This is a genomic window from Pseudonocardia terrae, from assembly GCF_021343995.1.
GTDB lineage: Bacteria > Actinomycetota > Actinomycetes > Mycobacteriales > Pseudonocardiaceae > Pseudonocardia > Pseudonocardia terrae.
The window spans coordinates 61,101-79,469 of record NZ_JAJTTE010000036.1; the positions used below are offsets into that span (position 1 = coordinate 61,101).

The 18,369-nt window shown below is 74.6% G+C and carries 15 protein-coding genes; 9 read left to right on the forward strand and 6 right to left on the reverse strand.

What is annotated here, in order from left to right:
- The first annotated feature begins 391 nt into the window (after nucleotides 1-391).
- Both imuA' and LWC33_RS22890 read left to right on the forward strand, forming a co-directional pair.
- Nucleotides 392-1,252 (forward strand): DnaE2-dependent mutagenesis accessory factor ImuA', encoded by an 861-nt coding sequence (imuA', locus tag LWC33_RS22885; protein WP_308190993.1) that lies wholly within the window; start codon nucleotides 392-394, stop codon nucleotides 1,250-1,252.
- Between the two features lie 503 nt (nucleotides 1,253-1,755).
- The gene (locus LWC33_RS22890; protein WP_233306490.1) at nucleotides 1,756-3,588 is read left to right on the forward strand and encodes a Y-family DNA polymerase; all 1,833 of its coding nucleotides are present in this window, start codon (nucleotides 1,756-1,758) and stop codon (nucleotides 3,586-3,588) included.
- Between the two features lie 53 nt (nucleotides 3,589-3,641).
- On the opposite strand, the gene LWC33_RS22895 is transcribed toward LWC33_RS22890, so the two are convergent.
- Nucleotides 3,642-4,982: a M28 family peptidase gene (locus LWC33_RS22895; protein WP_233306491.1), complete on the reverse strand. Its 1,341-nt coding sequence runs from the start codon at nucleotides 4,980-4,982 to the stop codon at nucleotides 3,642-3,644.
- A gap of 426 nt (nucleotides 4,983-5,408) precedes the next feature.
- Nucleotides 5,409-6,347 (reverse strand): M28 family peptidase, encoded by a 939-nt coding sequence (locus tag LWC33_RS22900; protein WP_233306492.1) that lies wholly within the window; start codon nucleotides 6,345-6,347, stop codon nucleotides 5,409-5,411.
- 158 nt (nucleotides 6,348-6,505) lie between these two features.
- Here LWC33_RS22900 and LWC33_RS22905 point away from each other — a divergent pair, with 158 nt between their 5' ends.
- The 3 genes from LWC33_RS22905 to LWC33_RS22915 are packed head-to-tail and all read left to right on the forward strand — an operon-like array spanning nucleotide 6,506 to nucleotide 10,644.
- A complete protein-coding gene (locus tag LWC33_RS22905; RefSeq protein ID WP_233306493.1) occupies nucleotides 6,506-6,901 on the forward strand; it encodes a MerR family transcriptional regulator in 396 nt (131 codons plus the stop codon).
- Nucleotides 6,898-7,245, forward strand: coding sequence for a thioredoxin family protein (locus LWC33_RS22910; RefSeq protein ID WP_372476675.1), 348 nt, complete (start codon nucleotides 6,898-6,900; stop codon nucleotides 7,243-7,245). Before LWC33_RS22905 ends, LWC33_RS22910 begins: the two co-directional genes overlap by 4 nt.
- Nucleotides 7,246-7,272: 27 nt before the next feature.
- Nucleotides 7,273-10,644 (forward strand): error-prone DNA polymerase, encoded by a 3,372-nt coding sequence (locus tag LWC33_RS22915; RefSeq protein ID WP_233306494.1) that lies wholly within the window; start codon nucleotides 7,273-7,275, stop codon nucleotides 10,642-10,644.
- Nucleotides 10,645-10,688: 44 nt separating this feature from the next.
- Here the strand turns inward: LWC33_RS22915 and LWC33_RS22920 are convergent, their stop codons facing one another.
- Both LWC33_RS22920 and LWC33_RS22925 read right to left on the reverse strand, forming a co-directional pair.
- A complete protein-coding gene (locus LWC33_RS22920; protein WP_233306495.1) occupies nucleotides 10,689-11,345 on the reverse strand; it encodes a GPR1/FUN34/YaaH family transporter in 657 nt (218 codons plus the stop codon).
- Nucleotides 11,346-11,608: 263 nt separating this feature from the next.
- Complete coding sequence (locus tag LWC33_RS22925; protein ID WP_233306496.1) at nucleotides 11,609-12,253, reverse strand: acetate uptake transporter family protein; 645 nt, start codon at nucleotides 12,251-12,253, stop codon at nucleotides 11,609-11,611.
- A gap of 240 nt (nucleotides 12,254-12,493) precedes the next feature.
- Here LWC33_RS22925 and LWC33_RS36210 point away from each other — a divergent pair, with 240 nt between their 5' ends.
- Nucleotides 12,494-13,138, forward strand: coding sequence for a DUF3017 domain-containing protein (locus LWC33_RS36210; protein WP_308190994.1), 645 nt, complete (start codon nucleotides 12,494-12,496; stop codon nucleotides 13,136-13,138).
- 71 nt (nucleotides 13,139-13,209) lie between these two features.
- Here LWC33_RS36210 and LWC33_RS22935 read toward each other — a convergent pair whose 3' ends face one another.
- Nucleotides 13,210-15,423 carry an NADP-dependent isocitrate dehydrogenase gene (locus tag LWC33_RS22935; RefSeq protein WP_233306497.1) on the reverse strand — a complete coding sequence of 738 codons (2,214 nt, stop codon included), beginning with the start codon at nucleotides 15,421-15,423 and terminating at the stop codon, nucleotides 13,210-13,212.
- A gap of 204 nt (nucleotides 15,424-15,627) precedes the next feature.
- Between LWC33_RS22935 and LWC33_RS22940 the strand changes: the two genes are divergently transcribed.
- The 3 genes from LWC33_RS22940 to LWC33_RS22950 all read left to right on the forward strand — a co-directional run bounded on the left by LWC33_RS22940 (nucleotide 15,628) and on the right by LWC33_RS22950 (nucleotide 17,595).
- Nucleotides 15,628-15,972, forward strand: coding sequence for a hypothetical protein (locus tag LWC33_RS22940; protein ID WP_233306498.1), 345 nt, complete (start codon nucleotides 15,628-15,630; stop codon nucleotides 15,970-15,972).
- 61 nt (nucleotides 15,973-16,033) lie between these two features.
- A complete protein-coding gene (locus tag LWC33_RS22945; RefSeq protein WP_372476676.1) occupies nucleotides 16,034-16,816 on the forward strand; it encodes an exodeoxyribonuclease III in 783 nt (260 codons plus the stop codon).
- Nucleotides 16,813-17,595: a protein kinase domain-containing protein gene (locus LWC33_RS22950; RefSeq protein WP_233306500.1), complete on the forward strand. Its 783-nt coding sequence runs from the start codon at nucleotides 16,813-16,815 to the stop codon at nucleotides 17,593-17,595. Before LWC33_RS22945 ends, LWC33_RS22950 begins: the two co-directional genes overlap by 4 nt.
- Nucleotides 17,596-17,731: 136 nt before the next feature.
- Here LWC33_RS22950 and LWC33_RS22955 read toward each other — a convergent pair whose 3' ends face one another.
- On the reverse strand, nucleotides 17,732-18,220 hold the full coding sequence (locus LWC33_RS22955; RefSeq protein ID WP_233306501.1) for a YbaK/EbsC family protein: 489 nt from the start codon (nucleotides 18,218-18,220) through the stop codon (nucleotides 17,732-17,734).
- Nucleotides 18,221-18,369 lie beyond the last annotated feature (149 nt).

An 18,369-nucleotide genomic window follows, 5' to 3' on the forward strand; every position in this document is an offset into this window, starting at 1 on the left:
CACTCCGCGGCGATCAGTCGGCAGGCCGCGCACCCCTTTCGCCCCGGCACACCCGCTCCGGCCCGCTCGCACACCCGAAGCAGCGCCGCACAGACCGTCGACGAGGTGTGCGACTGCATCAGAGAGTGTGCGGAGTTCGTGCCTCCGCCTCCTCGCGACCAACGCCGGCGCGCCGCCGGCGAAGCGGCAGGCCTCCAGCTCGGCGTCCCAGGCCTCGCCCAGGGCGTCGGTCACCTGGTTGCACCAGGTGAGCCCTTCCGAGCCCGGGCGGTGGCGGTGCGGCGTGAGTGAGGCCTGGGCGTTCGATCCGGATCCTTGGCCGGTCGACGGGCCGGAGCACGGACTGGAACACGGACCGGAACACGGGCCGGGCGAGGATCCGGAGGCCGGCGTGATCGTGGGGAGCGGCCGCCCGCCCGCCGACGCCCGTGCCCGGAACCGACGGGTCCACGGAACGGGGCGTCCGGTCCGGCCCGGTCGTGCGTCGGCGTCGGGAACGGCAGGGGAGAGCGCCGCCGAGCGGCTGGCGACGGCCCGGGGGCTGCTGCGCCGGATGGAGGACCGGTCGGCCGCGGCCCGGGCCGCCCCGACCCCGGGCGACGACGGGCGGATCCTCCCGGTCGCGGCCCCGCTGGCCCCGCTGCTGCCCGGGGGTGGGCTGCGACGCGGCTCCACGGTGTCGGTCACGACCGGCCCGGGATCGACGTCCCTGCTCTTCGGGCTGCTCGGCGAGGCCTCGGCCGAGGGCGCCTGGGCGGGTGTGATCGGGGCGCCCGGGCTCGGCGCGGTCGCCGCCGCGGAGGCCGGGATCCGCCTCGAACGGCTCGCGCTGGTGCCCCGGCCGGGTGCGGACCTCGTCGCCGTCACCGCCGCGTTGCTCGACGGGCTGGACCTCGTCGTGGTCGCGGGCGCCGAGCGGGCGGGGGTGCGCGCGGGCGACCGGCAACGACTGGCGGCGCGGGCCCGGCAGCGGGGTGCGGTGCTGCTCGCCCTGGGCTCCTGGCCGGGCGCCGATCTCGTCCTCGGGTGCTCGCGGCCGGAGTGGTGGGGCGCCACGCGCGGGGCGGGTCGGTTGCGCTCGCGGTGCGCGGTGGTGCGGTCGACCGGCCGCGGCACGGGCGCGTCCGGGCGCGAGACGGAGCTCCTGCTCCCGGGGCCCGGGGGCGCGGTCGCGCCGCGCGAGGAGATCCGCCACGCGACCACGGTCGACGAGCCGGCGGAGGTCCCCGGGGCCCGGGCGGCGGTCTCGTGAGCACCCGGGAGGGGGCCTCCGACCGCGATCACCGTTTCGGGCCGTCGGGCGCCACCCACGGCCGAAATGTGGCCCGGGCGGCGATCACAGGTCCGGGGCAGACCCGTGATCGTTGTCCCGGACCATCGCGCGCCACCCGTGGCCGGAATGGGTCCCGTTCGGCGATCAGGCCTGGTGCCTGCGAGCTCAGCGGCGGAACTCCGGTGATCATCGTGCCGGACCGTTCAGAGCCTCTTGTGGCCGGAATGGGTCCGGTTCGGCGATCACCAGCCGGTGCCTGCGGCCAGCATCGGCGGTGATCACCGTGCCGGACCGTACAGAGCCACCCGTGGCCGAGATGGGTCCCGTTCGGCGATCACGAGCTGGTGCCTGCGAAGTCAGCGGCCGTCCCCCGGTGATCACCGTGCCGGACCATCCGGAGCCACCCGTGGCCGGGATGTGTCCCGGACGGCGATCACACGACCTGGCGTCTCAGCTCCGCAACCACCCCCGGGAGGACCCCCATGGCCGAGCCCGACGAGCGGGTGTTGGCGCTGTGGTCGCCGGACTGGCCCGTGACCGCGGCGATGCAGGCCGCGCACGTCCCTGCCCACCGCCCTGCCGCGGTCTTCCTGGCCAACCGTGTGGTGGCCTGCTCGGCGGGGGCGCGGGCGGCCGGCGTGCGGCGCGGGCTGCGCCGGCGGGACGCCCAGGCGCGGTGCCCCGAGCTCGCCGTCCTGGCCCCGGACGCGGACCGGGACGCGCGGCTGTTCGAGCCGGTGGTCGTCGCCGTCGAGGAGCTGGCCCCGGGGGTGGAGGTGGTCCGGCCGGGTCTGCTGGCGCTCCCGGCGCGGGGCCCGGTGGGGTTCTTCGGCGGTGAGCGCGAGGCGGCCGAGCGACTGATCGACCAGGTCGCCGCGTGTACCGGGGTGGAGTGTCAGACGGGGTTCGCCGACGGGCTGTTCGCCGCCGTGCTGGCCGCCCGCCGCGGGGTGGGCGTCGAGCCCGGCCGCAGCGCGGAGTTCCTCGCCCCGCTCGGGGTGGAGGAGCTCGACCGCGAGCCCGACGCCGACCGCTCCGAGCTGGTCGACCTGCTGCGCCGGTTGGGCCTGCGCAGCCTCGGTGCCTTCGGCGCGCTGGCGCAGGCGGACGTCGCCTCCCGGTTCGGCGCCGACGCCGTCCTCGCCCACCGGCTCGCCCGCGGCCTGGACCCGCGTCCGCCGGTGCGCCGCCGCCCGCCCGAGGAGCTCGCCGTCGCGATCGAGCTGGACCCGCCCGTCACGCGGGTCGACGCGGCCGCGTTCGCCGCCCGCGCCCTGGCCGAACGGCTGCACCGCACGCTGGCCGGGCACGGCCTGTCCTGCACCCGGCTGGGCGTGTGGGCGCGCACGGAGGGCGGGGAGGAGCTGCTGCGGGTGTGGCGCTGCGCCGAGCCGCTCACCCCGGCCGGGACGGTCGACCGGGTGCGCTGGCAGCTCGACGCGTGGCTGACCCGGGGCGGCTCCGGCGCCGTCGTCGAGCTGCGGCTCACCCCGGAGGAGACGGTCACCGCCGGGGCGCTGCAGCTCGGCCTGTGGGGCGACGTCGGCGAGGCGGACGAGCGGGCCGGCCGCGCGCTGGTCCGGGTCCAGGCGCTGCTCGGCCCGGAGTCCGTGGTCACCGCGGTCCTCGCCGGTGGCCGGGACCCGGACGAGCGGGTCCGGTACGTCCCGTGGGGCGACGACCGCGAGCCCGGTTCCCGGGCCGCCGGTCCCCTCGAGGGTCCGCCCGCCGAGCCGCCGGTGGAGGGGTTCGGCCCGTACCCCGACGGCCCGTCGGCCGGGCTGCGGGTGGTCGGCGGGGAGCCGGTGGCCGTCCTCGACCCGGTCCTCGAGCCGGGCCCGCTCCCGCGCGAGACCCCGCGCGGCTTCGCGCCCGACGCCCCCGAGGCCGCGCTCCGGGGCACGGCCCCGACCGCGACGCAGGGACCGGCTGCCCGCAGGCCCGGCCGCTCGCGGCCGATCCGCACCGGCAGGGCGGCGCGCGATCCCGTTCCCGCCTGGCCGGGCCGGCTTCCGGCGCCCTCGCCGGCGACCGTGCCGGAGGAGCCCATTCCGGTCGAGCTGCACACCGCCGAGGGCCGGCCCGTCGGCCTGCACGAGGCCGATCTGCTCGACGCCGAGCCGGACCGGCTCCTGCTCGCCGGGCACCCGCCGCGGGAGGTCCGGGAGTGGGCGGGGCCCTGGCCGGTGCGTCGGCGCTGGTGGTCGACCGACGGCCTCACGGGGTCACGGCTGCAGGTCGAGCTGGCCGACGGGGTCGCCCTGCTCCTGCTGCACCGGGAGGAGCGATGGTGGGTCACCGGCATCTACGACTGACGCGGCCACGCCCGGCCGCCCGACGACCGGCCCGGCGACCACCGCGGCCACCGCTACGACTGCCGCTGGGGCACCCCGCTCAGGTCGAGCGCGAACCGGCCGACCGCGCCCGCGAGGGCGTCGACGTTGCGGTCCAGCGCCGTGCGGTCGACGTTGGCCACGGTGTCGCAGGCCTGGTGGTAGCAGGCATCGAACGGACGGTCCGCCTGGCCGCCCCACTGCTGGGCCTGCTGCGCCGACTTGCGCTCCTCGGCCCCGGTGAACAGGCCGCCCGAGGGGATGCCGGCCGCGATGAACGGGCCGTAGTCGGAGCGGCCGTCGAAGTCGGTGCCCGATCCCTGCACGCCCTCGGCGGAGAGCTGGTCGAGCAGCACCCGCTCCACGGTCGCCGAGCCCTCGGGGCCCGGACCCGCGCCCTGCTTGTCCGAGTCGTCGCCGTCGTAGACGAGGTAGCCGGCGTTCGGCGAGCCGACCATGTCCAGGTTCACGTACAGGGCGATCTTCTGCGCGTCCGCGGGCGAGAGCCCCTCGACGTACCGGGTGGAGCCGACCAGCCCGGACTCCTCGGCGCCCCACCAGGCGAACCGGACGGCGTTGGCCACCGACGGCGTCGGGCCGAGTGCGGTGGCGAGCTCCAGCAGCGAGGCCGTGCCGGTGCCGTTGTCGTTGATCCCCGGTCCCGCCGGCACGGAGTCGAGGTGTGCCCCGGCCATCACGACCCGGTCCGGGTCCCCCGTCGTGGTCTGCGCGATCACGTTGCGGCTCACGGTGTCGCGGGTCGTGGTGGCCATCAGCAGGGTGACCGGGGTGCCGTTCTTCCTCGCGAGGTCGGCGCCCGCCGAGGCGCTCACGCCCGTGGTCGGCACGGTGTCGGTGGAGTCGCCGAGCGTGCCGTCGAGCCGGGCGTCCTCGGTGTTCGCCACGACCAGCCCGGCCGCACCCGCCTTCTTCGCGTTCTGGGACTTGGCGCCGAAGGGGCAGGTGCCCCGCTTGACCAGCGCGATCGCCCCGGTCGGCATGCCGGCGAAGTCCTCGGGCTCGCAGCCGGAGGTCGCGTCCTGGGCCACGACGTGCAGCGGGGCGGTGATCCCGCCCGCCGGCGTGGCCGGGGAGTAGGTCAGGACGGCGGAGTCCACGGTGCGGCCCCCGACCGTCAGCCGCTGGTCCTCCACGGAGAAGGCGCGCACGTCGAAGGTCGGGGTGTCCACGGCGAAGCCGGCGTCCCGCAGCGTCTGGGCCACGTAGTCCACGCTGGCGTCGTAGCCGGGGGTGCCGAGGGCACGGTTGCCGCCGTTCGCGTCGGCGATCTGCTGCAGCCGTTCCAGCCGGGCGAAAGCGCCGTCGCCGCTCACGGCGGCGGTCAGCCGGGCGGGCAGGCCCGGATCGGGTGCCACTGCCGTCGCAGGGGGCGGTGCGGGCGCGGTGGGCGCAGAGGAACACCCCCCGAGCACGAGCGCCGCGACCCCTGTCGCCGTCACCACCAGTCGTCGTCCCCGCATGGTTCCCCCTCTGCCACCGTCCGGTCGCTCAGTGTCCGGCATGGACGCGGTGTGTGCCGATCGCCCCGATCGGGTGGCTCGGGCGGATCCGCCCGGGTCCACGGCTGCCGCACGGGCTCAGCACAGGTGGTTCTCAGGTGGTGGGAGTGGACTGATCTCACCATCACGGACGTCGTCGGAGCTGGTGACGGAGCCCCGACGACCGCCGGACGCGCGCGACGGGTCGCTGGGGAGCCCCCGGTACCGCGCCGCCGGCAGGCCCGGATGACGCCGGTCGGGGGCTGGGGAGCGGCCCGGCCGGCGTCGTCCGGTGGACGGTTCTCAGGAGGGCGAGCCCGCCAGGCTCGCGAGGGTGCCCGCGGTGACGTCGCCGAAGCGGTCCAGGGCGGTGCGGTCGACGTTGTCGAGGGTGTCGCAGGCCGTGTGGTAGCAGTCGTCGAACACCTGGCCCGCGTGGCCGCCCCACTTCGCGGCCTGCTCGGCGGTCTTGACCTGCTCGTCGCCCGCCAGCAGGCCCGCGCTGGGGATCCCGGCCTCGACGAACGCCGCGTAGTCCGAGGTGCCGTCGAACTCCATGGTGTCCGGCGCGGCACCCAGCGCGGTGAGCCGCGCCGCCAGGTCGCGGCTGGCCGGCTCGTCGCCCTGCACGAAGTAGCCCGCGTTCGGCGAGGCCGTCATGTCGAGGTTGAGGTAGAGCCCGATCGCCCGGCGGTCGGCGTCGGAGAGCGAGTCGACGTAGCCCTGCGAGCCCTCGAAGTCGCGCTCCTCGGCGCCCCAGAACGCGAAGCGGACGGCGCGGCCGATCGGCGGCGAGCCGCCCATCCTCGTCGCGATCTCCAGCAGGGTCGCCACGCCGGTGCCGTTGTCGTTGATCCCGGGGCCGTCGCGGACCGAGTCGAGGTGGGCCCCGGCGAGGAGGACCTGGCCGGGGTCGCCGGTGCGGGTCTGCGCGATCACGTTGCGGTACTGCGTGTCCCGGAACGTGAACGTCGGTGTGGTGACGTCGAAACCGGCTGCGCGCAGCACCTCGGCGACGTGGTCCACGCTCGCGTCGTAGCCCGGACGCCCGGTGGCCCGGTTGCCGCCGTTCGCGTCGGCGATCCGCTGCAGCTCGGTGAGCCGGGCGAGCGTCCCGTCCCCGCTGACCTTCGCGACCAGTTGGTCGGAGAAGGCGGACGGCGCGGGGGTCAACGACGTGGGCGCGGCGGCGGAGCAGGCCACCGCAACGCCTGCGAGCAGTGCGGCGAGGCCGGTACGCATGATCCCGGCGTGTGGCGCCCCGTGACGGTGGTCGACCATGAACCTCCGATCGAGGGTCCCTCTCCCGGATCATGGGGAGTGATCGGTGGATCCGCCAGTCGAGAGTGGCGTTCACGTCGGCGGCAAGGTCTAGCGTCGCCGGCGGAAGGGGGACGTCGATGCGGATCGGCGAGCTGGCGGAGCGGGCCGGGGTGAGCCCCCGGGCGTTGCGGCACTACGAGGAGCTCGGGCTGCTGCCCGCGCGGCGCCGGGCGAACGGCTACCGGACCTACGGCGAGGAGGACCTGCGGGCGGTCGCGGAGATCCGCGCACTGGTCGGGCTGGGCCTGTCCCTGGAGGAGACGCGGCCCTTCGTCGAGTGCCTGCGTGCGGGCCATCCGAGCGGCGCGAGCTGCGCCGACTCGATCGCGGTGTACCGGCAGAAGCTCGCCGAGGTCGACGCGTCCCTCGCCCGGCTCGGCGCGGTGCGTGCCGAGCTCGAGGCGCAGTTGCACGCCGCGCTGCGCGAGCGCGCGCCGGTGCCCCGGTGCGAACTGACCCTGGAGGAACCGTGATCGAGACCGTGACCGACGAGACCTTCGAGACCCGGGTGCTGCGCGCGTCCGGGCCGGTGCTGGTCGACTTCACCGCGACGTGGTGCCCGCCCTGCCGGATGATCAAGCCGGTGCTGGCCGCGCTCGCGACCGAGCTGGCGGGGCGCCTGGAGATCGTCGCGCTCGACGTCGACGACTCGCCGAGGGCCGCCGCGGCCGCGGGCGTGATGGGCATGCCGACGCTGAGCCTGTATGTCGACGGGCGGGTGGTCACCCAGGTCGTCGGGGCCCGGCCCAGGGCGGCGGTGCGCGCCGCGGTCGAGCCGTTCCTACCTGTGGACAACTCCGTCGCGGCCGTTCTTTAGAACAGATGTTCGAGTACGCTCCGGGGCATGGGATGGAGCAACCCGGACGTCACCTGGCGGGAGCTGGAGGCCGCGCTGTCGGGGCGCGTCGGCTCGAGCCTGCGCGGCGGCCCGGAGGCCGACGGCGGCGACTCGCCGGCCTGGTCGCGCAAGCGTGAGCCGTACGAGCCGCCGGCCGTGCAGGCCGCGCCGGCGGAGGCGACCGTCCCGTACGCGGAGCTGCACTGCCACTCCAACTTCAGCTTCCTCGACGGGGCGAGCCATCCCGAGGAGCTGGTCGAACGGGCCCACGAGCTCGGTCTCGAGGCGATCGCCCTCACCGACCACGACGGGATGTACGGGGTGGTCCGCTTCGCCGAGGCCGCGCGCGAGCTGGGCGTGCGCACGGTCTTCGGCGCGGAGCTGAGCGTCGGGCTGACCGCCCCGCAGAACGGCGTGCCGGACCCGGAGGGCAGCCACCTGCTGCTGCTCGCGCGCGGGCCGGAGGGCTACGGGGCGCTGTGCCGCACGATCAGCGCGGCACAGCTGCACGGGGCGGAGAAGGGCCGCCCGGTGTACGACCCGGTGGAGGTCGTCGAGGACACTCGCGGCCGCGTCGTCGCGCTCACCGGGTGTCGCAAGGGCACGGTGCAGCAGGCGCTGCGGACGGGTGGGCCCCCGGCGGCCGCGGAGGCGCTGCGCGGGCTGGTGGAGCGGTTCGGCCGGGAGAACGTGGCCGTCGAGCTCACCCACCAGGGACTGCCCACCGACACCGAGCGCAACGACCTGCTGGCCGCGCTGGCCGCCGAGGCCGGCGTCCCGACCGTGGCCACCACGGGGGCGCACTACGCCACCGCCGACCGGTTCCCGCTGGCGTCGGCGCTGGCGGCGGTGCGTGCCCGGCGCAGGCTCGACGAGGCGGACCCCTGGCTGCCCGCGGCCGGCGGGGCCCACCTGCGCGGCGGCGCGGCCATGGCGGCGCGCTTCGGGAAGCGCTACCCGGGCGCGGTGGGGCGGGCCGCGGAGCTGGGCCGGGAGCTGGCCTTCGAGCTGCAGGTGGTGGCGCCGGACCTGCCACCCTTCGACGTCCCGCCGGGGGAGACGGATGCGACCTGGCTGCGTGCGCTCACCTGGCAGGGCGTCGCGAAGCGGTACGGCAGCCGCGCGGAGAACCGGTTCGCCGCGGACATGGTGGCGCACGAGCTGGCGATCATCGAGGCCAAGAACTTCCCCGGCTACTTCCTGATCGTGGCCGACATCGTGGCGTTCTGCCGGCGCGCGGGGATCCTCTGCCAGGGCCGGGGCTCGGCCGCGAACTCCGCGGTCTGCTACGCGCTGGGCATCACCAACGTCGACGCGGTGCGCCACGGGCTGCTCTTCGAGCGGTTCCTCTCCCCGGACCGGGACGGCTACCCGGACATCGACCTCGACATCGAGTCCGGCCGCCGCGAGGAGGTGATCCAGTACGTCTACCAGCGGTACGCGCGCACGCACGCGGCCCAGGTGGCCAACGTGATCACCTACCGGCCCCGGTCGGCGGTGCGGGACATGGCGAAGGCGCTGGGCTTCTCACCCGGCCAGCAGGACGCCTGGAGCAAGCGGATCGAGCGCTGGACCGGGCTGGACACCGAGACCGTCCCGGAGGACCTGCCCGTGCCGGTGCTGGCCCTGGCCGACCAGCTGCTCGGCTTCCCGCGGCACCTCGGGATCCACTCCGGCGGCATGGTGATCTGCGACCGGCCGGTCTCCGAGGTCGTCCCGGTGGAGTGGGCGCGGATGGAGGACCGCACCGTCGTCCAGTGGGACAAGGACGACTGCGCGGCCGCCGGGCTGGTCAAGTTCGACCTGCTCGGGCTGGGGATGCTCACCGCGCTGCACCTGATGATGGATCTGGTCCACGAGCACGAGGGGCGGAAGGTCGAGCTGCACGAGCTCGGGGAGAGCGACCCCGCGGTGTACGAGATGCTGCAGCGGGCGGACTCGGTGGGCGTGTTCCAGGTCGAGTCCCGGGCGCAGATGGCCACGCTGCCCCGGCTCAAGCCGCGGGAGTTCTACGACCTGGTGGTCGAGGTCGCGCTGATCCGGCCCGGGCCGATCCAGGGCGGGTCGGTGCACCCGTACATCCGGCGCCGCAACGGGCTCGAGGAGTGGGAGTACGACCACCCGCTGCTGGCGGGGGCGCTGGAGAAGACCCTCGGGGTGCCGCTGTTCCAGGAGCAGCTCATGCAGATCGCCGTCGACGTGGCGGGCTTCTCCGCCGCCGACGCGGACGAGCTGCGCCGCGCCATGGGGTCGAAGCGCTCCACGGAGAAGATGGAGCGGCTGCGGGAGCGGTTCTTCGCGGGGATGGCGGCGCGGGACATCCCGGGCGACATCGCGGAGACGATCTTCCGGAAGATGCTGGCCTTCTCCAACTTCGGCTTCCCGGAGAGCCACTCGATCAGCTTCGCGTCGCTGGTCTACTACAGCTCCTGGTTCAAGCTCTACCACCCGGCGGCCTTCTGCGCGGCGCTGCTGAACTCCCAGCCGATGGGCTTCTACTCCCCGCAGTCCCTGGTCGCCGACGCCCGACGGCACGGGGTGCGGGCCCGCGGGCCGGACGTCAACGTGGGCGGCGCCGCCGCGATCCTCGAGCCGGACGAGGACAGCGCCGGCGGGTGGGCGATCCGCACCGGGCTGCGGGAGATCCGCACGATCGGTACCGAGCTCGCCGAGGAGATCGAGGCCGAGCGCGGGCGCGGCGGCCCGTACCGGGACCTGGCCGACCTGGCTCGCCGGGTGCAGCTGACCGGGCCGCAGGCGGAGGCGCTGGCCACCGCGGGGGCGTTCGGCTGCTTCGGGATCGAGCGGCGGGCCGCGCTGTGGGCGGCCGGGGTGGTCGCGGCGGTGCGGCCGGAGCACCTGCCGGGCAGCACGGTCGGGCTGGCGGCGCCTGCGTTGCCGGGGATGACGGAGGTCGAGGAGACCGTCGCGGACGTCTGGGCCACCGGCGTCTCCCCGGACAGCCATCCGCTGCAGTATCTGCGGGAGGAGCTCGACGGGCTGGGGGCGGTCCGGATCGACCGGCTGGACGGGGTGGCCCGGAGGGCCGGCGCGGGGGAGCGGGCCGACCTGGGCGATCCGTTCGACCCCGACGACCCGGCGCCGCGGGTCCTGGTCGGCGGCCTGGTCACGCATCGGCAGCGGCCCGCGACCGCCCGCGGGGTCACGTTCGTGAACCTCGAGGACGAGAGCGGGATGCTCAACGTGACCTGTTCGGAGGGGCTGTGGGCGCGGTACCGCACGGTCGCCCTGGGCAGTGCGGCGTTGCTGGTGCGCGGTCGGCTGGAGCGCAGCCCCGAGGGGGTGCTCAACCTCGTGGCGGACCGGTTGCAGCGGCTGCCGTTGAGGGTCGCGGTGAAGTCGCGGGACTTCCGGTGAGCCGTGCCGGGGCCGTGTCCACCGGAAGCCCCGCGACGCGGGGTTCAGCGCACCAGCGGAGACCCCATGGACCGGGCGGGTCCGCCCAGTTCCTGGGTCATGCCGTCGACGAAGATGTAGACGGCGTTGAGGCAGAACAGCGCCGCGACGATCCCGGCGATGGTGAGCAGGCCGGTCGAGCCGTTCAGCGTGGCCGTGAGCACCAGCGCGACCGTGATCGTGACCAGCGCGAAGAGCGCGGTGAAGGCCAGCGGCAGGCGCAGCGTGGCCAGGGTGAGCACCGCGAACACCGCGAGCCAGGCGATGAGGAAGGTCGCCTGCGCGGCCGCGACGTTCTCCGCCGGGATCTTCAGCCAGTCGTTGACGAGGGAGAGCACGAGGTAGCCGTAGCTCAGCCAGAAGGTCGCGAACACCGCGAAGATCGCGCCGACCGCGCCCTGCCCGATCCGGATCGCCCAGACACCGGCCACCAGGAGGCCGAGGCCGGAGACCAGGAGGGTCATCGGGACGAGGGTGCCCACGGCGGCCGCGGGGAGGTAGCCGAACAGGTACAGCGTCAGGCCGATCCCGCCGACGAGGAAGGCGGGCAGCCCGAGCAGGGCGGGGTTGCCGGTCGGTGCGGGCGGGGCGGCGGGCGCCGCGGGGCCGGCGGCGCCCGCCGGGTCGAGGACGGGTTCGGACAGTCCGTGCTCAGTGCTCATGTCACGCTCCAGACTGGTGGGGCATCCGGGCGCGGAGCGTCCCTGGCGCGGGCGGGGAGTGTGCTCCGTCACACGTATTGACGTCCACATCGGTCCGTCGTGGTTTCTCAATCTGACACAGCAGGCCTCTGACCTGCGGAAGGGTGGTAGATCTCGGGGCTCGGGACACGGTGCGGACACGGCCGGGACACGGTCCGGACACAGCGGAGCCCGGCCGTCCTCTGTGGGACGACCGGGCCCGGCGGGTCGCGCGTGCGGCGCCGCTACTTGACCAGTGCGCTGCCCATCGGCATCGGCCGGCCACCCAGATCCTGGGCGAAGCCGTCGAACAGGATGTAGGCGAAGATCGCGCAGAAGATCAGGGTGGTGATCCCCGCGACCGGGAACAGACCGGTGTTGCCGGTGCTCACGCCCAGGAACGCGAGCACGAAGGTGATGTCCACGAACACGAAGCCGGCGGTGAAGGCCATCGGCAGGCGCAGCGTCGCGAGCGTCAGCAGGATGAACACCAGGGTGAAGGACAGCAGGTAGGTCCGCTGCACGCTCGCCACGGAGGCGGCGTCGGTCACCCCCCACCAGCCCGCGGTCAGCCCGGTCAGCAGCAGGCCGAAGCTCAGCCAGAAGGCGGAGAACACGCCGAAGATCGCCGCCACCGTGTTGGCCGCGACCCGGGCCGCCCACACCGCGGAGATCAGCAGGAACAGCCCGGCGGAGAGCGAGACGATCGGGACCATGCCGCCCGGCAGGGTGGCGGTGTCCAGGTACCCGAGGAACCACAGGCCCAGGGTGACGCCGGAGGGCAGGAAGGTGATCAGGCCCAGCAGGGCCGGGTTGGGCGCCGGGGCGGCGGCCGCCTGCGGCTCGGCAGCGGCATGCGCCCCCGCCTGCACGTCGCTTTCCACGCTCATGAAGGTGCTCCTCGTCGAGTGGGGGCCGGCAGGGGAGTCCGTGGATGCCGGCGGTGCGATTGTGCGCGGCGTCACAGCGTGGGCGGACCCTACGAATGGACGGATCACGACCTCGACTTTCGTGGCGCAACGGTGGACGGGCTGGTCAGCTGACCGTCGGGCCGGGCCACGAAGGGGTGACGCCGGTGCGCGCCGGCCGGGCGCGACCCGCCGTGGCCGGCCTCTGCGAGGATGGCGGGCGTGAGCGGCGGCGAGCATCTGCGGGGCGACCTGCCGGGCGGCGACGAGCCGACCGCCCCGCTCCGCCGGCCCGCGCCCGCCCCCTCGGGGCCCGGCCCCGCGCGCGTCGGCCCGCTACCGCCACCCGTCGGCACCTCGGGCCCGCCGACGAGCCCGCCACTCGTCGGTGCCCCGGGCCCGCCGACGAGCCCGCCACCCGTCGGCACCTCGGGGCGGCCGACGACCCCGCCGTCCGTCAGCCCCCCGGGCCCGTCGACGAGCCCGCCGCCCACCCCGCATCCCGGACCCGGCGCCCCGCCCCCCGGGCCTGGCGGACCGGGCTCCCCGGCCCCACCGCCGGCCGCCCACGGGCGCGGCGGTGTCCGCGGCTGGTTCGAGGTCCACGGCGCGCTGGTGCTGGTGCTGGGGATCGCGCTGGCCGGGATGGTCCAGGTGCTCACCGAGCACTGGCGCCAGGGGTCCGCGCTGCTGGGCGGGTCCCTGCTGGTCGCGGCCGTGCTGCGCGGCGTGCTCCCGCCCCCGCGCGCCGGGCTGCTGGCGATCCGCGGCCGGGTGGTCGACGTCGTCTGCTACACCGGCTTCGGTATCGCCGTGCTCCTGCTCGCCCTCACGATCACCCGGGGATCGTTGACCGTCGGCCGGTGACCGGCCCCTGACAGCAGTGCGCGGCCGGCGGTGCCGGAGCACCACCGACCGCGCACGGGCGGAGTCGCGGGTCAGAAGGAGGCGAGCGCCTCGTTCAGGGTCGTGCTCGGCTTCATGACCGCGTCGGTCTTGGCCTTGTCGACGTAGTAGTAGCCGCCGAGGTCCACCGGCTCGCCCTGCACGCCGTTGAGCTCGCCGACGATCTTCTCCTCGTCCGCGGCCAGCTTCTCGGCCAGCGGCGCGAAGATCGCGGCCAGGTCGGCGTCCTCGGTCTGTCGCGCCAGCTCCTGCGCCCAGTACAGCGCGACGTAGAAGTGGCTGCCGCGGTTGTCGAGCTCGCCCACCTTGCGCGACGGCGACCTGCCGGTCTCGAGCAGCGTGCCGGTGGCCGCGTCGAGCGCCTTGCCGAGCACGCGGGCCCGCGCGTTGTCCGTGGCATCGGCCAGGAACTCCAGCGAGACGGCCAGCGCCAGGAACTCGCCCAGCGAGTCCCACCGCAGGTGGTTCTCCTTGACCAGCTGCTGCACGTGCTTCGGGGCCGACCCGCCGGCGCCGGTCTCGAACAGGCCGCCACCGTTCATCAGCGGGACGATCGAGAGCATCTTCGCGCTGGTCCCGAGCTCGAGGATCGGGAAGAGGTCGGTGAGGTAGTCGCGCAGCACGTTGCCGGTGACCGAGATCGTGTCCTCGCCGGCCTTGGCGCGCTTGAGGGTGTACCGGGTGGCCTCGGCCACCGGGAGGATCTCGATGGTCAGGCCGTCGGTGTCGAGCTCGGCGAGCTGCGACTTGACCTTCTTGATCAGCTCGGCGTCGTGCCCGCGGGTCTCGTCCAGCCAGAACACCGCCGGCCAGCCGGTGGCCCGGGCGCGCGAGACGGCCAGCTCGACCCAGTTGCGGATCGGCGCGTCCTTGGTCTGGCAGGCGCGCCAGATGTCGCCGGCCTCGACCTCGTGCTCGAGCAGCACCACGCCGTCGGCGTCGACGACGCGGACGGTGCCCGCCGACTGGATCTCGAAGGTCTTGTCGTGCGAGCCGTACTCCTCGGCCTTCTGCGCCATCAGGCCCACGTTCGGGGTGGTCCCCATGGTCGTCGGGTCGAAGGCGCCGTTCTCGCGGCAGAAGTCGACGGTCTCCGCGTAGAGCGGGGCGTAGGACGAGTCCGGGATGACGAACTTCGTGTCCTGCTGGGCGTCGTCGGCGTTCCACATCTGGCCCGACGAGCGGATCGCGGCCGGCATCGAGGCGTCGATGATGACGTCGGACGGCACGTGCAGGTTGGTGATCCCGCGCGACGAGTCGACCATCGCCAGCCGCGGCCCGGAGCTGTAGCCGGCGGTGATCGCGTCCTCGATCGCCTTCCTCTTGTCCGCGGGCAGCTTCTCCAGCGCGGTGAGGATGGAGGCGAGGCCGTCGTTGGGGTTCGCGCCGACGGAGGCGAGGTCCTCGCTGTACTGCGCGAAGACGTCCTTGAAGTACGCCCGCACCGCGTGCCCGAACAGGATCGGGTCGGACACCTTCATCATCGTGGCCTTGAGGTGCACCGAGAACAGCACGCCCTTGTCGGCGGCGTCGGCGACCTGCTCGGCGAGGAAGGCGTTCAGCGCCGACGCGCTCATCACCGCGGCGTCGACGACCTCGCCCTCGAGGACCTTCAGACCCTCCTTGAGGACGGTCTTCGTGCCGTCCGCGGTGGTGTGCTCGATCGACAGGGTGGTCCCGGCCGGGATCGTCACGGACTTCTCGGAGTGCCGGAAGTCCCCCGCGGACATGGTCGCGACGTGCGACTTCGAGTCCTGCGACCAGGCGCCCATCGAGTGCGGGTGCTTCTTGGCGAAACCCTTGACCGACGCCGGGGCGCGCCGGTCGGAGTTGCCCTCGCGCAGCACGGGGTTGACCGCGGAGCCCTTGACGGCGTCGTAGGCGGCGCGGGCGGCCTTCTCCTCGTCCGTCTGCGGGTTCTCCGGGTAGTCCGGCACCGCGTAGCCGGCCGCCTGCAGCTCCTTGATCGCCGCCTTGAGCTGCGGGATCGACGCCGAGATGTTCGGCAGCTTGATGATGTTGGCCTCGGGCGTCTTGGCCAGCTCGCCCAGCTCGCCCAGCGCGTCGGGCACCCGCTGCGCGTCGGTCAGCCGGTCCGGGAACTGCGCGAGGATGCGGCCGGCCAGGGAGATGTCGCGGGTCTCGACGTCGATCCCGGCCTTGCCGGCGTAGGCCTCGATGACCGGCAGGAAGGAGTGCGTCGCCAGGGCCGGCGCCTCGTCCGTATAGGTGTAGATGACCTTCATCGCTGCTTCGCGCCTCGCAAACGTGTCGCCTGGTGGGGCTCCGTACGACAGGAGCACGCCGCTCCCGCCCGACACGCTATCCCGTACGCCTGTCCTGGTGCGTGCCGAGGTCGGTGCCGGATGCCCGCGACGGTGCACGTCACACCCCCGGGCGGCGGGTCCGCTCCGCTACGGTGAGCCCCAGGGACGTCACGGGGAGGGATCATGGCGCTGGGGCCGAGGTTCAAGGTGCCCAAGCTGGAGGCGTCGTCCTTCAAGGGCTGGACGTTCGTGCTGGTCGCCGGGACCCTCCTCGCGGTGATCGCGCTCGTGTTCCGCGGCACCGGCACCACCGGCGAGACCGGCTGCGTGATGGAGGTGCAGGGCAGCGCCCCGCTCGACGTCTACCGCAGCGCCAGCACCCAGTTCGAGCCCGTCGACACCCTGCGCGCCGGCCAGCAGGTCGACGCCGAGCGCGGCGTCATCGAGAACGGCTTCCGCAAGCTCGTCGGTGACAACCGCTGGGCGGTGAACGAGCGGCTGGCGGCGACCGCGGGCAGCACGTGCTGACACCCGTCACGCATGACCGGACGCGCTGCGGGAAGCTCTAGACGTGCCGACCGTCAGCTCCGTGAACGTCAACGGTGTGCGGGCCGCGTCGACCAAGGGGTTCCTGGACTGGCTCGCCGGGACCGGGGCCGACGTCGTGTGCCTGCAGGAGACGCGCGCGCTGCCCGTCGACCTGCCCGCGGGGTTCCTCGCCGCGACCGCCGGCTGGCACCTGACGCTCGAACCCGCCGCCGCCAAGGGGCGCAACGGCGTGGCCGTGCTGAGCCGGGAGGCCCCCGTCGCCGTGCGGACCGGCATCGGTGCGGCCGAGTTCGACGGCGCGGGCCGCTACGTCGAGGTCGACCTGCCGGGGCTGACCGTCGCCTCGCTCTACCTGCCCAAGGGCAGTGCGGGCACGCCCAAGCAGGAGGAGAAGGACCGCTTCCTCGCCGCCTTCGCCGCGCACCTCGCCGAGCGGCGGGAGAAGGCGCTGGCCGACGGCCGGGAGATGGTTGTCGCCGGCGACTTCAACATCGCGCCCGCCGAGGCCGACATCCGCAACTGGAAGGGCAACCTCGCGCACTCCGGGTTCCTCCCGCACGAGCGCGCGTGGATCGCCACGCTGTGCGCGAGCGGCTGGACGGACGTGGTGCGCGCGGTGCACCCGGGCGTCGAGGGCCCCTACACGTGGTGGTCCTACCGCGGCCGCGCCTTCGACAACGACGCCGGGTGGCGCATCGACCACGTCCTCGCCACGGCGGGGCTCGCCGCCCGCGCGGAGCACGCCGTCGTCGAGCGGGCGCCCAGCTACGACACGCGCTGGTCCGACCATGCGCCGGTGACCGTGAGGTTCGGGGCGCCGTGATCCCGAGCCGACTGATCGGAGGGCGCTACCTCGTCCTCGACGGGCTGGGCGCCGGGCTGCTCGGCCCGGTCTGGCGTGCCGAGGACCGGCTGACGGGGCGCTACCTCGCGGTGCAGGAGCTGCACGTCCCCGACATGAGCCCCGCGGAGCACGCGCAGTTCCGTGAGCGGTTGCTCCGCGAGGCCCGGCGGATCGGCGCGCTCGCCGACCCGGGGCTGCTCGCGGTGCACGACGTACTGTCCGACTGCGGGATCGACCACGTGGTGACCGAGCTCGCCGTCGGGACGCGGCTGACCGACCACGTCGCCTCCGGCGGCCCGCTCGCCACCCAGGACGCGGTGGCCACGGCCCGGGTCCTGCTGCGCACCCTGGGCGCTGCCCACCACCGGCAGCTCGTGCACGGCGCCGTTCGTCCCGCCGCGGTCGTGCTGGGCGACGACGGCCGCATCGCGCTCGCCGACGTCGGGCTCGCGCTGCCGGCCGAGGAGGCCGGGGTGCCGGTCCGTGACCGGCTGGGCCCGCACGACGTCGTCGCGCCGGAGCGGACCGCGGGGCACCCCGCCTCGGCCGCGGCGGACATGTGGGGGCTCGGCGCGACCCTGGCCTTCGCCGGGGCGACGGAGGAGCCGCTGTCGTCGTTGGTCGCGGCGCTGCGTACGGAGGACCCGGCCGCCCGCCCCACCGCCGACGAGGCGCTGGCGATGCTCGGCCGCAACGGCTCGTCGTCCGGCACCTCCGGCCGTCCCTGGTGGCGGATCTGGGACCGCCCCCGCCCCTGACCGCGGTCCCGCCCCCCGCGAGTCGGGCTGTGGGCTTCCGCGAGTCGGGTTGTGGGCTTCCGCGAGTCGGGTTGTGGGCTTCCGCGGGTCGCGCTGTGGGCTCTTATGAGTCGGGAGCTGCCGAGGGGTGAGAGGGTCAGGCGACGCTGGCGGGGGTGCCGCCGGTGACCGCGACCAGCTCGGCGAAGGTCGACGGGAAGACGGCGTGGGCGATGCCTCCTGCCGCCCAGACCTCCTCGTACTGCTCGAGCGCACGGTCCACGAGCGTTCGCAGCGGCGCCGGGTGCCCGACGGGTGCGATCCCGCCGATCGCCTGCCCCGTCGCAGCCGCGACGAAGTCCGGTTTCGCGCGGCGCACGGCCGTCGCGCCGACGAGTCCTGCGACCTTCGCCGTGTCGACACGGTGCGCGCCGGAGGTGAGGACGAGGAGGGGCTCGCCATCGGCGTCGAACACCAGCGAGTTGGCGATCGCACCGACCTCGACGCCGAGCGCCTCCGCAGCCGCAACGGCCGTGGTGACCGCGTCGGGCAGTACGCGCATGCGCTCGATGTGGTCTTCCACGGCGCCGCCCTCGCGCAGCGCCGCGATCACCTTCTGCACCTTGGGATGGTCCTGCGCGGGCATGGCGGCATTCCAACACGGCCCGCCCGGCGCCGGCAGCCGGATTCGGAGCTCACGACTCGCGCTGCCGGATCTACCGACTCGCGGGTCGGGCCCAACTCGCGGGAGCTCAGGGCGCGACTCGCGGGAGCTCAGGGTGCGACTCGCGGGAG

What these genes read in the sequence shown, in the direction of transcription:
- LWC33_RS22890 (WP_233306490.1), top strand. Translation starts at nt 1,756, where the DNA reads ATGGCCGAGCCCGACGAGCGGGTGTTGGCGCTGTGGTCGCCGGACTGG.
- LWC33_RS22900 (WP_233306492.1), bottom strand. Translation starts at nt 6,347, where the DNA reads ATGCGTACCGGCCTCGCCGCACTGCTCGCAGGCGTTGCGGTGGCCTGC.
- LWC33_RS22905 (WP_233306493.1), top strand. Translation starts at nt 6,506, where the DNA reads ATGCGGATCGGCGAGCTGGCGGAGCGGGCCGGGGTGAGCCCCCGGGCG.
- LWC33_RS22915 (WP_233306494.1), top strand. Translation starts at nt 7,273, where the DNA reads ATGGGATGGAGCAACCCGGACGTCACCTGGCGGGAGCTGGAGGCCGCG.
- LWC33_RS22920 (WP_233306495.1), bottom strand. Translation starts at nt 11,345, where the DNA reads ATGAGCACTGAGCACGGACTGTCCGAACCCGTCCTCGACCCGGCGGGC.
- LWC33_RS22925 (WP_233306496.1), bottom strand. Translation starts at nt 12,253, where the DNA reads ATGAGCGTGGAAAGCGACGTGCAGGCGGGGGCGCATGCCGCTGCCGAG.
- LWC33_RS22935 (WP_233306497.1), bottom strand. Translation starts at nt 15,423, where the DNA reads ATGAAGGTCATCTACACCTATACGGACGAGGCGCCGGCCCTGGCGACG.
- LWC33_RS22940 (WP_233306498.1), top strand. Translation starts at nt 15,628, where the DNA reads ATGGCGCTGGGGCCGAGGTTCAAGGTGCCCAAGCTGGAGGCGTCGTCC.
- LWC33_RS22955 (WP_233306501.1), bottom strand. Translation starts at nt 18,220, where the DNA reads ATGCCCGCGCAGGACCATCCCAAGGTGCAGAAGGTGATCGCGGCGCTG.